The sequence below is a fragment of the Herbaspirillum hiltneri N3 genome (assembly GCF_001267925.1).
GTDB lineage: Bacteria > Pseudomonadota > Gammaproteobacteria > Burkholderiales > Burkholderiaceae_D > Herbaspirillum > Herbaspirillum hiltneri.
Window position 1 is genome coordinate 3,453,878 of the sequence record NZ_CP011409.1, and the last position, 13,076, is coordinate 3,466,953.

13 protein-coding genes are annotated in these 13,076 nt (G+C 61.8%); 3 read left to right on the top strand and 10 right to left on the bottom strand.

The features are described from left to right. Position 1: 1 nt before the first annotated feature. The 4 genes from mdcA to dctP are packed head-to-tail and all read right to left on the bottom strand — an operon-like array spanning position 2 to position 4,619. The gene (gene mdcA, locus F506_RS15775; protein WP_053198954.1) at positions 2 to 1,669 is read right to left on the bottom strand and encodes a malonate decarboxylase subunit alpha; all 1,668 of its coding nucleotides are present in this window, start codon (positions 1,667 to 1,669) and stop codon (positions 2 to 4) included. Next, complete coding sequence (locus F506_RS15780) at positions 1,670 to 3,019, bottom strand: TRAP transporter large permease (protein WP_053201709.1); 1,350 nt, start codon at positions 3,017 to 3,019, stop codon at positions 1,670 to 1,672. It abuts the gene before it with no gap. 2 nt (positions 3,020 to 3,021) lie between these two features. Next, positions 3,022 to 3,594, bottom strand: a complete 573-nt coding sequence (locus tag F506_RS15785; protein WP_053198956.1) for a TRAP transporter small permease — start codon at positions 3,592 to 3,594, stop codon at positions 3,022 to 3,024. Continuing rightward, complete coding sequence (dctP, locus tag F506_RS15790; protein WP_053198962.1) at positions 3,591 to 4,619, bottom strand: TRAP transporter substrate-binding protein DctP; 1,029 nt, start codon at positions 4,617 to 4,619, stop codon at positions 3,591 to 3,593. Before dctP ends, F506_RS15785 begins: the two co-directional genes overlap by 4 nt. 243 nt (positions 4,620 to 4,862) lie before the next feature. Here dctP and F506_RS15795 point away from each other — a divergent pair, with 243 nt between their 5' ends. Beyond that, complete coding sequence (locus F506_RS15795; RefSeq protein WP_053198964.1) at positions 4,863 to 5,567, top strand: GntR family transcriptional regulator; 705 nt, start codon at positions 4,863 to 4,865, stop codon at positions 5,565 to 5,567. A 17-nt stretch (positions 5,568 to 5,584) separates the two neighbouring features. Here F506_RS15795 and F506_RS15800 read toward each other — a convergent pair whose 3' ends face one another. Beyond that, positions 5,585 to 6,469 (bottom strand): LysR family transcriptional regulator, encoded by an 885-nt coding sequence (locus tag F506_RS15800; protein ID WP_053198965.1) that lies wholly within the window; start codon positions 6,467 to 6,469, stop codon positions 5,585 to 5,587. Between the two features lie 132 nt (positions 6,470 to 6,601). On the opposite strand from F506_RS15800, the gene argC reads away from it, so the two are divergent. Beyond that, positions 6,602 to 7,534, top strand: a complete 933-nt coding sequence (argC, locus tag F506_RS15805) for an N-acetyl-gamma-glutamyl-phosphate reductase (protein ID WP_053198967.1) — start codon at positions 6,602 to 6,604, stop codon at positions 7,532 to 7,534. Here the strand turns inward: argC and F506_RS15810 are convergent. From F506_RS15810 to F506_RS15830, 5 genes are all read right to left on the bottom strand, one after another. Beyond that, positions 7,521 to 8,423, bottom strand: a complete 903-nt coding sequence (locus F506_RS15810; protein WP_053198969.1) for a pseudouridine synthase — start codon at positions 8,421 to 8,423, stop codon at positions 7,521 to 7,523. The two genes, argC and F506_RS15810, sit on opposite strands and share 14 nt — an antisense overlap. 19 nt (positions 8,424 to 8,442) lie before the next feature. Then, positions 8,443 to 9,768 (bottom strand): type II toxin-antitoxin system HipA family toxin, encoded by a 1,326-nt coding sequence (locus F506_RS15815; protein WP_053197514.1) that lies wholly within the window; start codon positions 9,766 to 9,768, stop codon positions 8,443 to 8,445. Continuing rightward, positions 9,765 to 10,061 carry a helix-turn-helix transcriptional regulator gene (locus F506_RS15820; RefSeq protein ID WP_053197512.1) on the bottom strand — a complete coding sequence of 99 codons (297 nt, stop codon included), beginning with the start codon at positions 10,059 to 10,061 and terminating at the stop codon, positions 9,765 to 9,767. The genes F506_RS15815 and F506_RS15820 overlap by 4 nt, the downstream gene beginning before the upstream one ends. A 195-nt stretch (positions 10,062 to 10,256) precedes the next feature. After that, complete coding sequence (locus F506_RS15825; protein ID WP_053198971.1) at positions 10,257 to 10,442, bottom strand: YjfB family protein; 186 nt, start codon at positions 10,440 to 10,442, stop codon at positions 10,257 to 10,259. Positions 10,443 to 10,664: 222 nt separating this feature from the next. Beyond that, a complete protein-coding gene (locus tag F506_RS15830) occupies positions 10,665 to 10,847 on the bottom strand; it encodes a hypothetical protein (protein ID WP_053198973.1) in 183 nt (60 codons plus the stop codon). A gap of 142 nt (positions 10,848 to 10,989) precedes the next feature. Between F506_RS15830 and F506_RS15835 the strand changes: the two genes are divergently transcribed. Then, on the top strand, positions 10,990 to 13,074 hold the full coding sequence (locus F506_RS15835) for a site-specific recombinase (RefSeq protein WP_053201711.1): 2,085 nt from the start codon (positions 10,990 to 10,992) through the stop codon (positions 13,072 to 13,074). Positions 13,075 to 13,076 lie beyond the last annotated feature (2 nt).

A 13,076-nucleotide genomic window follows, 5' to 3' on the forward strand; every position in this document is an offset into this window, starting at 1 on the left:
ATCACCAGTTCCTGAAACGTTTGGGCGGGTTGTACAGGCCGCCGGAAGTGCGCACCAGATCTTTCATGTTCTTGGCGGCGAGCAGGTCGCGCGTGGCGAGACGCTTGTCGATGCCCAGGTCTTCGGCGCGGCGGATGATGCCCCGGTCACGCAAATTCTCGACCATGCGCTTGTCGCGCGCCAGGCCGACGGGCGTGTAACCGGCGACGCCGCGGATGGCCTGCTCGCGCTCTTCTTCGGTACGGCAGAGCAGCAGATTTGCGATGCCTTCTTCGGTGAGGATGTGCGTGACGTCGTCGCCGTAGATCATCACCGGCGGGATCGGCATGTTGGCCTGCTCGGCCAGTTGCCAGGCGTCGAGGCGGTCGACGAAGGCCGGCTGCATGTGTTCGCGGAAGGTTTCCACGGTCTGCACCACCAGCTTCTGGCCGCGCGGGATGGTGTTCTTGCCCGCCCGCGCCTGTTGACCCGCCTTGAGCCAAGCCGAACTGGCATGACGGCGGCCGCGTGCATCGGCGCCCATGTTGGGAGCACCGCCGAAGCCAGCGATGCGGCCCAGTGTCGCGGTCGATGAATTGCCCTGCAAGTCGATCTGCAGCGTCGAGCCGATGAACATGTCGCAGGCGTAGTGACCGGCCGTTTGCGAGAACGCGCGGTTGCTGCGCATGGAGCCGTCCGGTCCGATGAAGAAGATGTCGGGACGCGCACGGATGTAGTCTTCCATGCCCAGTTCGGAGCCAAAGGAATGCACCGATTCGACAAAGCCCGCTTCAATCGCGGGGATCAGCGCCGGATGCGGATTGAGCGCCCAGTGCTTGCAGATCTTGCCGCGCAGGCCGAGGGATTCGCCATAGGTCGGCAGGATCAGCTCGATGGCTGCGGTATCGAAGCCGATGCCGTGGTTCAGGCGCTGGACTTCGTATTCGGCGTAGATGCCCTTGATGGCCATCATCGCCATGAGCACCTGAATCTCGGAGATTTGCGCCGGGTCGCGCGTAAACAGAGGCTCGATGTAATGTGGCGTCGGCGCCTTGGTCACGAAGCTGACCCAGTCGGCCGGGATGTCGATGCGCGGCAGCACGTCCACGATTTCATTGACCTGGGCGATGACGATGCCGCTGCTGAAGGTGGTCGCCTCGACGATGGCGGGCGTGTCCTCGGTGTTGGGACCGGTATACAGATTGCCATGGCGATCCGCCGCCTGCGCCGCCACTAGGGCGACGCGCGGCGTCAGGTCGACGAAATAGCGGCCGAACAATTCCAGATAGGTATGGATCGCACCGATGTTGAGTTTGCCGGCGGACGCCAGCTTGGCCAACCGGCCGGCCTGGGGACCGGAGAAGGAAAAGTCCAGTTTCGAGGCGATGCCTTTTTCGAACACGTCCAGATGCTCCGGCAAGGCCAGCACCGAAAACAGCATGTGCAAGTCGTGCACACGCGCGGGGTCCAGCCCGGCCAGCGCCTTCGACAGGAAGTCGGCCTGCTTCTGGTTATTGCCTTCGAGGCAGACGCGGTCGCCCGATTCGATGACCGCGTACAACAGATCGGCAATGCGCGCCGCCGGCAACAGCTTTCCTTCGAGCGCGTTGCCTAACGCGCTGCTTGCGCGCGCCAGGCGTTCATTGCGATTGGTTTGCCGACGATTCCAGACGTGGTCGGTGGCGGACATTTACTTCACTCCCATGATGATGTCGGGCAAGCCGGTGGCGATGCCCGGGAAAATGCACAGCAGGATCACGGCCAGAAACATCAGCGCCAGGAACGGGATCGTGCCTTTGATCACTTCCGACAACGGGATGTCGGGCGCGATGTTCTTGATCACGAACAGGTTCAGCCCTACCGGCGGATGGATCAGTCCCATTTCCATGACCACGGTCATGACGATGCCGAACCAGATCAGGTCAAACCCGGCTTCGCGCAACGGCGGCAGGATGATCGGCGCGGTCATCAGGATGATCGACACCGGCGGCAGGAAGAAGCCGAGCACGATCACCATCAGCAGGATCACCGCCAGCAGCAGCCATTTCGACAAGTGCATGTCCACCACCCACTGCGCCGCCGACTGGCTGATGTGCAGGTAGCTCATCACGTAGGAATACAGCAGCGACATGCCGATGATCAGCAGCAGCATGCCCGATTCCTTGATGGTCGAGCTGAGGAAAGGCACCAGTTCGCGCGGCTTGTAGATGCGATACACCACCGCAATCAGCACGATGGCCAGCAAGGCTCCCAGGCCGGCAGTCTCGGAAGGCGTTGCAAAGCCGCCGTACAGCGCCACCATCACGCCGATCAGCAGGATCAGGAAAGGCAGCACGCGCGGCAGCATTTCCACCTTTTGCGCCAGCGTGAAATGCTCGTCGTCGAGATAGGCCGACTTCGCGCCGCCGCCGGTATAGATGGCGTGGGCAAGGCGGTATTCCTTGCGGGCGCGGTACATGGCATAGCCGGCGAACAGGATCACCAGCAACACGCCCGGCCCGATGCCGGCGAGGAACAGGCGTCCCAGCGACTGCTCGGCTGCCACGGCGTACAGGATCATGGTGATCGAGGGCGGCAACAAAATGCCCAGCGTGCCGCCGGCGGCGATGATGCCTGCGGCAAACCCGGGCGAGTAGCCGCGACGGCGCATTTCCGGAATCCCGGCCGAACCGATGGCCGAGCAGGTTGCCGGCGACGAGCCCGCCATCGCCGCGAACAAGGCGCAGGCAAACACGTTGGCGATGCCGAGGCCGCCCGGCACGCGATTCAACCAGGCGTGGATGGCCGAGTACAAGTCCTTGCCGGCAGGTGATTTGCCGATGGCCGCTCCCTTCAGGATGAACAGCGGAATCGACAGCAAGGTGATGGAAGCGATTTCTTCGTAGACGTTTTGCGTGACGGTATCGAGCGAGGATGCCGGCATGAAGAAATACATGAACGAGGTCGCCACCACACCCAGCGCAAATGCGATCGGCATGCCCGAGCACATCACGAGGATGGTGACGATCCCGTACAGGGAACCGAGGACTAAAGGCGTCAGCGTCATGCTTGCTCCTTGGCGGGGACGGTACCGGTGATGCGGGTCAATACCTGCACCAGTAATTGCAGCGTCAGCACGGTCATGCCGAGCGCCATCATCGAATAGGGAATCCACAGCGGCGGCGCGAACGTCGACGAGGTAGTCTGGCCGTCGACCCAGGCTTCGTGGAACAGCGTCCACGACTTCCAGGCGAAGAACGCGCAGAACACGAAGGAAATCAGATCGACGATGAACATGCGCACCTGGTTGGCCCGCGGCGACAGGAAGCCGGCCAGCGCTTCGATGCCGATGTGGCCGCGCAGCGATTGCACGTACGCCGAGCACAGGAAGATCACGCCCACCAGCATGAACACCGACGCCTCATCCTGCCAGTCGGTCGGCTGGTGGAAAAAGTAGCGCACCACTACCGAATAGGTGAGGATGATCGACGTCAGCATCAGCGCAATCATGGCGAGGAACACCGCGAGCTTGTTGAACTTCTGCAGCGCATGGTGCAGCCCGGCGACGACGGCGTTGGCTGATATGTCACCCCCGGCAGGCTTGGCCTGCGGCTGCATCTCGAAGCCGTGACTCATAGGAGTTTCTCCGCCAGTTTGAGCAGGTTGGCGCAATTGGCGTTGCGGGCGCCGAAGTCTTTCCAGGCGGTGGCGCGGGCGATATCCTGCCATTTCTTGACGGTGGCGGCGTTGAGATCGACCACCTTGGCGCCGGCCTTCTGGTACACGGCGGCGACGGCGACGTCATCGGTCTGCGCAGCCTTCAGCGCGAACTGTTCCATCTCCGCACCGACGGCCATAATGGCTGCCTGCTGGTCCTTGGTCAGGCGTTCGAACACGGCCTTGGAAATCATCAGTGGCTCGAACATGTACCAGTAAGCCTTGTCGCGGCCGGTGGTCAAGGCCTTGGCGACTTCTTCCAAGCGGAAGGAAATGAACGAGGTCGACGAGGTCATCGCCGCATCCATCGCACCGGTTTGCATCGCGGCGTAGATTTCATTGGATGGCAAGGTCACGACCGCAGCGCCGGCTTCCTTGAGGATCAGGTCCATCTCACGCGAGCCGCCGCGCACTTTCATGCCCTTCGCGTCTTCCGGGTTGATGATGGGCTTGGTGCGTGATGCGACGCCGCCGGCCTGCCAGATCCAGCTGACGATCAGGATGCCCTTCTCCGCCAGGATGCGCGCCAGTTCCTTGCCGACTTCGGCGTTCTTCCAGGCCGAGCCTTGCGCGTACGACGTCACCAGGCCCGGCATCAGGCCGATGTTGGTTTCCGGGACTTCGCCGCCGGCGTAATTGAGCGGCACCAGCGACAGGTCGAGCGCGCCTTTGCGCATGGCCGAGAACTGCGCGTTGACCTTCATCAGCGAGGAGCCCGGATAGATCTCGAACTTGAGGCTGCCGTTGGTGCGTTTGGTGACTCCTTCGGCGAACATGCGCGTGAGGCGATCGCGGAAGTCGCCTTCGTTGATGGTGCCGCCGGGGAATTGATGGGAAATCTTCAGCGAGGTGGGCGCACCCTGCGCCCACGCCGACGAACCTGCCGTCCACAGTGGCGCGGTCGCGAGCGCACCGATGATGCTTCTACGTTTTTGCGAAGTCATTGTTGATCCTCCTTAAGGTGAGAGAAATACTGCTTTTTGTACTTTTATTTGGTGCGACGTATTCAGAACTCATGTCAACTTGAGGTGCCGGGATGTCTCATCCGGGTTCCCGCGCGCCGTTGAATTTGTTGTTGTCGTGCTTTTTTATGCTGATTTCTTGTATACACGTTCTTACAAAACAAATACATTGTCAAGCACCAAAGATGATTTAGAATGGTTTCATTGCATACTTGATATCACTCCATGGATACCCCCAAGAAACGTTCCGAGACCTTGCGCGAATCGATCGAGGAATTGATCGCCGTCGGCAAGCTCGCACCCGGCCAGCATCTGGACGAAACCGTCCTGGCCGAACAGTTCGGCGTCTCGCGTACGCCGATCCGGGAAGCGTTGATCCAGCTGGCATCGATGGGCATCATCGTGATGCGGCCGCGGCGCGGCGCCATCGTGGCCGAGATCGGGCCGCAGCAATTGATCGAGATGTTTGAGGTGATGGCCGAGCTGGAGGCGATGTGCGGCCGTCTGGCGGCGCGTCGCATGTCGGCTGCCGAGCATGCCTCGCTGATGGCGGCGCACCAGGCCTGCAAGGACGCGCGCGATGCGGTCGATCCGGATACCTATTTCTACAAGAACGAAGACTTCCACGGCCAGATCTACGCCGGCAGCCACAATGCCTTCCTGGAAGAACAGGCGCGCGTGCTGCAACGCCGCCTGCGCCCTTACCGCCGCCTGCAGCTGCGTGTGCGCGACCGCCTGAAACGGTCTTACGACGAGCATGAAGGCGTGGTCAACGCCATCATCGCCGGCGACAGCGAACGCACCGTGGAACTGCTGCGCCAGCACGTGATGATCCAGGGCCAGCGCTTTGCCGACCTGGTGGCCTCGCTGCATCAGCTCAAGATCGCACCGAACGGAGAGAGATCCGCGTTCAGTGACGCCCTGGCCTGATCGGCATCAGATCAGCATCAATCGAGACTGAAACGCCACAGCACGTCCAGCACATGCTGCGTCGGACGTTCAATGTTCTCCGCGCGATGCGCAATCCCCAATTGTCTCCACAGGGCCGGCCGCAGCGGCAACATCTGCACGCGCGGATCGGGCAGCGGCGCGCCCTGCTCATGCGGCAATAGCGTCGCGCCGTAACCTGCCGCCACCAGGCTCTTGATCGCATCGTTGTAATTGAGCTGGATGCGCGGCGCCGGCCGTTGCCCGCCGCCGGCAAACCACTCCTGCGTCAGGTGCGACAAGCGCGTGCCGGCATCGTTGAGGATCAGCGGTTGCGCCGCCAGCCATTCAGGCGTGACCTGCGCCGGGCTGCGCCAGCCGGACGGCAGGAAAGCCATCACCGGATCGCGCCGCCAGGGCTGCACCACCAGCCGCGCGACCGGCGTCTGCGGCAAGGCCACCAGCCCGACATCGAGCGTACCTTCGCTGAGCCGGGCCAGCGTGTCCTGCGAGGTCAGCACCTCCACCTGCACGTCAATGCCGGGATGATCCTGGCCCAGCACCTCCAATGCCTGCGGCAGCAGATGCGCGATGGCGCCGGTCGAAGCGCCCAGCCGCACGCGCCCGGCCAGTCCCTGCACCTGGCGCTGCACGTCTTCCAGCGCCTGTTCGGCATCGGCCAGCAGGCGGCGCGCACGCTCGATCAGGGTTTCGCCGATGGTGGTCGGCCAGATCTGGCCGCGCTTGCGCGACAGCAACGCGGCGCCGATGCGCTCCTCCAGGTCAGCGATGTGCAGGCTGATGGTCGGCGGCGCCAGATGCAGCACGCGCGCCGCCTCGGCGAAGGAGCCGTGGTCGGCGATGGCGACCAGCGTGCGCAGGCGATCCAGGTTGATTTCTCTCATGACTGGCCTATAAGTCAGCAAAACTGAATGTTGTCGTTATTAAATTCAACTTTTCTTATTTTAGCAAGAGACGGAAGATGAACGCCTCATCTCTCCCTTGTTAATTGAATTGTTCAGCGAAGGAACGCGATCATGGCCAAACCTCTTGTTTTCATCGACGGCGACCAAGGCACCACCGGTCTGCTGATCCACGACCGGCTGCGTGACCGCAGCGACCTGCAACTGGCGACGCTGCCGGCGGCCGAGCGCAAGGACGCGCGTCGCCGCGCCGAAGCCATCAACGCCTGCGACATCGCCATCCTGTGCCTGCCTGACGCTGCGGCGCGCGACGCGGTGGCCGCCATCGAGAATCCGGCCGTGCGCGTGATCGATGCCAGCTCGGCGCATCGGACCACCGCGGGCTGGGTCTACGGTTTCCCCGAGATGGACGCCGGCCAGGCGCAGCGCATCGCCACGGCCTCGCGCGTGACCAATCCGGGCTGTTATCCGACCGGCGCGATCAGCCTGTTGCGCCCGCTGATCGAAGCCGGCCTGGTGCCGCGCGACTATCCGGTCAGCGTGCATGCAGTGTCGGGCTATTCGGGCGGCGGCCGTCCTTCCGTGGAGCAGTATGAAGGTCCGCAAGGCGCGCAAGCCCCGGCCTTCCAGGTGTACGGCACCGCGCTGGCGCACAAGCATCCGCCTGAAATGCAGCGTTACACCGGCCTCGATCATCGGCCGATCTTCGTGCCGGCCTATGGCGCGTTCCGCCAGGGCATCGTGCTGACCATCCCGCTGGAATTGCGCCTGCTGGCGTCCGGTGTCGACGGCAAGCAATTGCACGCCGCACTGGCACGCCACTATGCCGGCGCTACGCATGTCCGCGTGATTCCCCTGGAAGAAACCAAGACGCTGACGCACCTGAATCCGCAGGCGCTCAACGGCACCAACGACATGGATCTGGGCGTGTTCATCAATGAAGAGCACGGACACGTATTGCTGTCGGCGGTATTCGACAACCTCGGCAAGGGCGCCTCGGGTGCGGCGGTACAGAACCTCGACCTGATGCTGGCTACAGCGTCCTGAGACTTTCGAAATAGCGCACGTCGCCGCTGAGCGGATCGGTGAAGGCAATCGAGCGCGCCAGCAGTTTCAGCGGCGCGTCGTAGTTGTCGGCCGTGCCCGCCGGCACGACGTGCGGATAGAAATTGTCGTTGACGATGGGAATGCCGAGCGCCGCCATGTGTACGCGCAGCTGGTGTTTGCGCCCCGTGACCGGATTGAGGCGGTACAAACCCAGTGCGCCGCGCCGCTCAATAAGATCGATGTGCGTCTCCGAGTTAGGCTCGCCCTCTTCTTCGCGCATCAGGAAGAACTTGTCGGCGTCAACCATGCGGCTTCGATGCACGAAGGGAAAACTGCGCCCTTCCAGCATGCCGGCCAGCGCCTCATAGGTCTTGTCCATCGTGCGTTGCTGGAACATCGCCTGGTACGCGCCGCGGCTGGCGGGATTGTGCGAAAAGATGAGGACCCCGGCCGTCTCGCGGTCAAGCCGGTGGATCGGCGTCAGGTCGGCCAGGCCGGTTTTCTTTTTCAGGCGCACCAGCAGGCTTTCGTGCAGGAAACGGCCGGTCGGAATCACCGGCACGAAATGCGGCTTGTCGACCACCAGCAGATGCTCGTCCTGATGCAGGATCTGTTCGGTGAAAGGAATCGGCGTTTCGCTGCCTTCCAGGTCGCGGTAGTAAAAGATGCAATCGCCGCGCCGATAAGGCGATGCCGGCGTCAGCGCGACGCCATCCTGATTGACCACTTCGCCGCGCGCCATGCGCTGACGCCAGGCCTCTTCCGTCACGCCGGGAAAGCGCGCCGTCAGGAAGTCCAGCATGTTGCTCCACAAGTCCGCGGCCTCCTGCAGCCACAGGTAACTCGGCGCGACGCCATCCTTGAGCGGCAAAGGCGCTGTCGGTTTCATGTCCGCTCCTTCTCCCTCGTCACGCCTTGCCGCTGATCTTGCGGGCGGCGCGACGCTGCCAGGCAATCACGCTGGGGTTGTTGTCCAGATGCGCCCTGATGCGGCTGCGCTGGGTGTCGCTGAGCGGCAGGCTTTGCAATAACTCCGGCCAACTCTGCATCGCGCGCTCGACGGTATCGACCAGCACCATTTGCAGCTTGGGTTCGGGAATGCGCCAGATATTGGCGAGTTCGCGCAGCACCGCCGGCGTCAGCAGTTGCCGCGCCTTTTCTCCGGGCGCAAACGCCAATGCGTGGCCATGGCCGGCGAGGTAAGCCGAATACGCGACAATGTCATAGGCCGGCGACAGCTCGGCCGCTTGCGGCGTGCGATACAGCATGCTGAAGTTCTTGAGGTGGGCGTCGAAATTGCCGAGCAGCTCGTTCACCTTGATCCGGCGCAGCAGCTCGAACAGATCTTCCTCGCCCTTGACGCTGCGCTCCAGCAGCACCACGCCGAGCGCTGCGTAGGTGCCTGCGTATTTGGCGGCGGCCGGAGTGCCGGTGATCTGGGCGAAGTCTTCCATGTGCAGCCGTCCGGTCGCCGTGCCGGCATCGCGGTCGAAGCGATGGATCAGCAGGAAATTCTCGGCGTCGCTGCGCAAACCGAACGGCAACCGGTCGGCAATCGCCGTCAGCGGCACCAGTTCGTGCTCGCACACCTGCACACCGGCAGCGCGCGCCAGCGCCAGCGACGAGAATTCCACTTCCGGCATCTGAGGATAATCCGACGCCGGCAGCTTGCCGATGAAATGCGCGCCGCGCGCATCCTTGGAACGCATCACGTAACGCCCGCCCGCTGCGCGCACCAGGCCGATCTTGGGCTGCACGCCGGAGATCGATTCGCCGTCAGGCGTGGGCAACTGGCCGGCGCTCATTTCGTAGCTGTCGCGGCCCTGGCCGATCAGGCGACCGAGATGCCTGTCATCGAGTGTTTCCGACAAGGCCGATACGTCGCCGGGCAAATCCTTGCCGCAATAGGCCAGCAGGCCGAACTCGTCGTCGGGAGCAAGACCGGCGCGCTCGATCAGATGCTTGCGCAACTGGCCTTCCGGCAGCAGGTTCTGGAAAAATGCCGGCAAACCACCCTTGCCGTCGCCGCGATTGGCTTCCAGCGCGGGATTGAGCAATTGGGCGACGGTGCGCTCCTCGGTCGAGCCGCGATACAGCTGTGACAGCACCGGCCGGTCCGGGTCAACGGCGTAGGCGTCGTCGAAACGGAAATACACGCGCCCGTCGTCGAGCGCAAACAGCGAACCGACCTCGGTGACGCCGAGCCGGATGCGCAGGGATCGCAACATGCTCATGCGCCGTTCCTCATCAAGGTATGCAGACGCTCGGACAATTCGGTGCGCGCGCCCTCGCCGCCCTGTTCGGCGGCGCGCTGCGCCGAGACTTCCTGCGGCACCAGCAACAGCTCCAGCCCCAGCTCGGCACAGATCGACAGCAATTTGCTGAGTTCGATATTGCCCTTGCCGGTTTCCAGCGCCTGCAGGGTGTTGCGATGAATGCCGCTGCGCTCGGCCAGACTGGTCGAACTCAGTTGCCGGGCTTTACGGGCGCTGCGGATCTGACTGCCGAGAGCGAGAAGTGATTGCATAATAAAGTGTGTTGATGGGCTTAATGTCCATTTTATTATGCATTTGTGGAAAAGCAAGAAATTGCATAACAAATTAGTCAAAAATACAAAATGACTAATTTATTATGCAAATCGTTTGCAGTGTACGGAATCTGCTCCGCAAACAAAAAATCGCCCGGGAGGGCGATTTCAAAGCACAAGGCCGGCAATCAGAAATCAGGCAACCGTGTTGACGTTGCGGCCGATGTTCGGATTGGCGGGCAGTGGCAAAGCTTGCAGGATGCCCACCGCTGCTGTGGCCTGGGTATCAAGCGCTTTTTTCAACATCGCGATATTGACCGAATCGCTGGTCTCTTTGGCGGCAAGCGCCGAAGCGACGGCGGGAATGTTACCAACGTCCATGATCACTCCTTTGATGATGTCACCCTATAACGTCATCTTTTCGTATTTCTTTACGACAATCAAGGAAATTTATAAAAATAAATGAAGTTTTTTAGCCGATTATTGCCAATAAAACAAAGACTTAGCAAATTGCCATTATCATCCGTGGTAGCCTGAAGCAAAAAAAATCGCACCCCTCGCGGGATGCGATTGAATGGAAACCCGCACGATCCGGTTTCCCCCTCAGGCCTTGGTATTGATGAGACGGCCTATATTCGGGTTGGCTGGCAGGGCCGGACTGACCAGGCCAACCACGTCGTCGACAACGTGATTGGCGACCTTGGTCAGGTCCAAACCTATCCCTTCCACAGCTTTTTTCGCCAGCCAGGCGGTTGCGACACCAGTTGCCAGAGATGCGATCTCCATGAAAACTCCTTCCAACAAGGCATATGCAACTCCCCGTTAGCGACACAATCTGACAACTCTTAACGAAAATCACATGTCCTTATCCTGGTTTTACACAGGTTAAGATGAGGCCCCCGGCATCTGCATCCCTACTTTGAATTTCATGCTCCACTTATTAGAAAAAATCAGCGACTCCCCGGCCGGCAGCGAACTCGACAACGCCATTGCACTGGTCAAGCTGCTGCGCCCAAAAAAACGCGAAGCGCCCGCGCTGGCAATCACCAACGTCCGCACGCTGACGCACTTGCTGCAGCAGCATCCGCACCACGCCGCCACGCTGCGCCATCATCTGTTGCATCTGCTGTCGGCACGCCGCCAGACCAGCCTGTACACCGACATCGGCATCCTGTCGAATGACGGCTTCTTCTCCGAACTGCATCGCCGCCTGGCCTACCGCGTGCTGCCGCCCGCGCTGGACGATCGCTACCTGTCCGATTGCCTGGAAAAACTGTTCCCCTTCAACACCGATTACCTGTGGATGCGCGCAGTGCCGGTCGACGACTGGGCCGCGCTGTTCGAGGTATTGCAAAACGCCGACGCTGAACTGCCGCCCGAAGCCGACAAGTTCGACAAGCTCGACGAGCAAAAGACCCTGACCGAAATCCTGCTGGCCATCCAGGTGCTGTCCTACCGCATCAGCGCGATCGGCATCGAGCCGGAGCTGATCCGCATCTACAGCGACGTCAAGGCCTTCGAATCGCCCTTCCTGATGCAGAACGTCGAACTGCACCGCTACCTCGACGGCTACATGCATCATCTGAATGCCGACGCGATATCACCGGCGCCGCTGGAAGACGCCAGCCACGTGCTGGTGATGCTGGATCAATGCCAGGAAGTCGTCACCCGCATCCGCAAAAGCACGCTGCGCCTGGGCACCAGCATCGCCGTCACTTACCGGCTGGTGCGCCTGGACCAGCATCTCGACCGCCTGCGCAAACTGTTGTCGCTGGTTGATGTCGGCAAGCCTGAAAACGCCGCCGTGACGGCGATGCAAAAGCGCGGCATCGGCCTCGAACTGGGACTGGAACTGATCGAGGCGCACAACCGCAAGTACACCGTGCGCGACCTGTTCGCCGCCAACATCAACCTGCTGGCGCGCAACATCACCGAAAACGCCAGCCGCACCGGCGAGCATTACATCGCCGAGGACCGGCGAGAATATGCCGCCATGTACAAGTCGGCGGCGGGAGCAGGCTTCATCATCGGCTTCATGTCGATGATCAAGATCCTGTTCTCCTACTTGCGAGCGGCGCCGCTGGTGGAAGCCTTCCTGTTCAGCATGAATTATTCGCTCGGCTTCATGCTGATCCACGTGCTGCATTTCACGGTGGCCACCAAGCAACCGGCCATGACCGCCTCGCGCATCGCCGCCGGACTGCACAGCAGCGACGGCCGCAATCTCGATCTCGACAGCCTGACCGAACTGATCGTCAAGGTGATCCGCACGCAGTTCGTGGCGGTCCTGGGCAACCTGACGATCGCATTCCCGGTGGCATACCTGCTGGCGAGCGGCTACTTCCTGCTGGCCGGCCATCACTTCGTGGCGCCGGACAAGGCGCAGCACCTGCTGCACGACATCGATCCGTTCTCCAGCCTGGCGCTGTTCCACGCGGCGATTGCGGGCGTCTGCCTGTTCCTGGCGGGTTTGATCTCGGGCTACTACGACAACAAGGCGCTTTACACGCGCATGTCGCAACGCGTGGCCCGCGCGCGCTGGCTCAGCCGATTGCTCGGCAAGGCACGCACGGAGCGCCTGGGGGACTATCTGGAAATCAGCCTGGGCGGCCTGATGGGGAATTTCTATTTCGGCATCCTGCTCGGCACCATCGGCACCGTCGGCTTTTTGCTCGGGCTGCCGATCGATATCCGCCACATCACGTTCTCGGCGACCAATTTCGCCATTGCGCTGGTCGGCCTCGACCATGCCGTGAGCTGGAGCGTGATCGCCGTCTCGACCTTCGGCGTGCTGGCGATCGGGACCATGAACCTGTGGGTCAGTTTTTCGCTGGCGCTGTTCGTGGCGCTGCGTTCGCGCCAGGTGAAATTCCGCCACGGCTGGCCGCTGCTGAAGTCGCTGTGCGCGCGCTTCCTGAAGAAACCGGCGGATTTTTTCATCCCGCCCCGCGCTGCCGCAACCGCGGCAGCACCAGCATCAACACCAGCGCAGGACAGCTCGGAATCCGCCTAGCC

Excerpts from the sequence above, each read along its gene's own strand:
- mdcA (WP_053198954.1), bottom strand. The coding sequence starts at position 1,669 with ATGTCCGCCACCGACCACGTCTGGAATCGTCGGCAAACCAATCGCAAT.
- F506_RS15785 (WP_053198956.1), bottom strand. The coding sequence starts at position 3,594 with ATGAGTCACGGCTTCGAGATGCAGCCGCAGGCCAAGCCTGCCGGGGGT.
- dctP (WP_053198962.1), bottom strand. The coding sequence starts at position 4,619 with ATGACTTCGCAAAAACGTAGAAGCATCATCGGTGCGCTCGCGACCGCG.
- F506_RS15795 (WP_053198964.1), top strand. The coding sequence starts at position 4,863 with ATGGATACCCCCAAGAAACGTTCCGAGACCTTGCGCGAATCGATCGAG.
- F506_RS15800 (WP_053198965.1), bottom strand. The coding sequence starts at position 6,469 with ATGAGAGAAATCAACCTGGATCGCCTGCGCACGCTGGTCGCCATCGCC.
- argC (WP_053198967.1), top strand. The coding sequence starts at position 6,602 with ATGGCCAAACCTCTTGTTTTCATCGACGGCGACCAAGGCACCACCGGT.
- F506_RS15810 (WP_053198969.1), bottom strand. The coding sequence starts at position 8,423 with ATGAAACCGACAGCGCCTTTGCCGCTCAAGGATGGCGTCGCGCCGAGT.
- F506_RS15815 (WP_053197514.1), bottom strand. The coding sequence starts at position 9,768 with ATGAGCATGTTGCGATCCCTGCGCATCCGGCTCGGCGTCACCGAGGTC.
- F506_RS15820 (WP_053197512.1), bottom strand. The coding sequence starts at position 10,061 with ATGCAATCACTTCTCGCTCTCGGCAGTCAGATCCGCAGCGCCCGTAAA.
- F506_RS15825 (WP_053198971.1), bottom strand. The coding sequence starts at position 10,442 with ATGGACGTTGGTAACATTCCCGCCGTCGCTTCGGCGCTTGCCGCCAAA.
- F506_RS15830 (WP_053198973.1), bottom strand. The coding sequence starts at position 10,847 with ATGGAGATCGCATCTCTGGCAACTGGTGTCGCAACCGCCTGGCTGGCG.
- F506_RS15835 (WP_053201711.1), top strand. The coding sequence starts at position 10,990 with ATGCTCCACTTATTAGAAAAAATCAGCGACTCCCCGGCCGGCAGCGAA.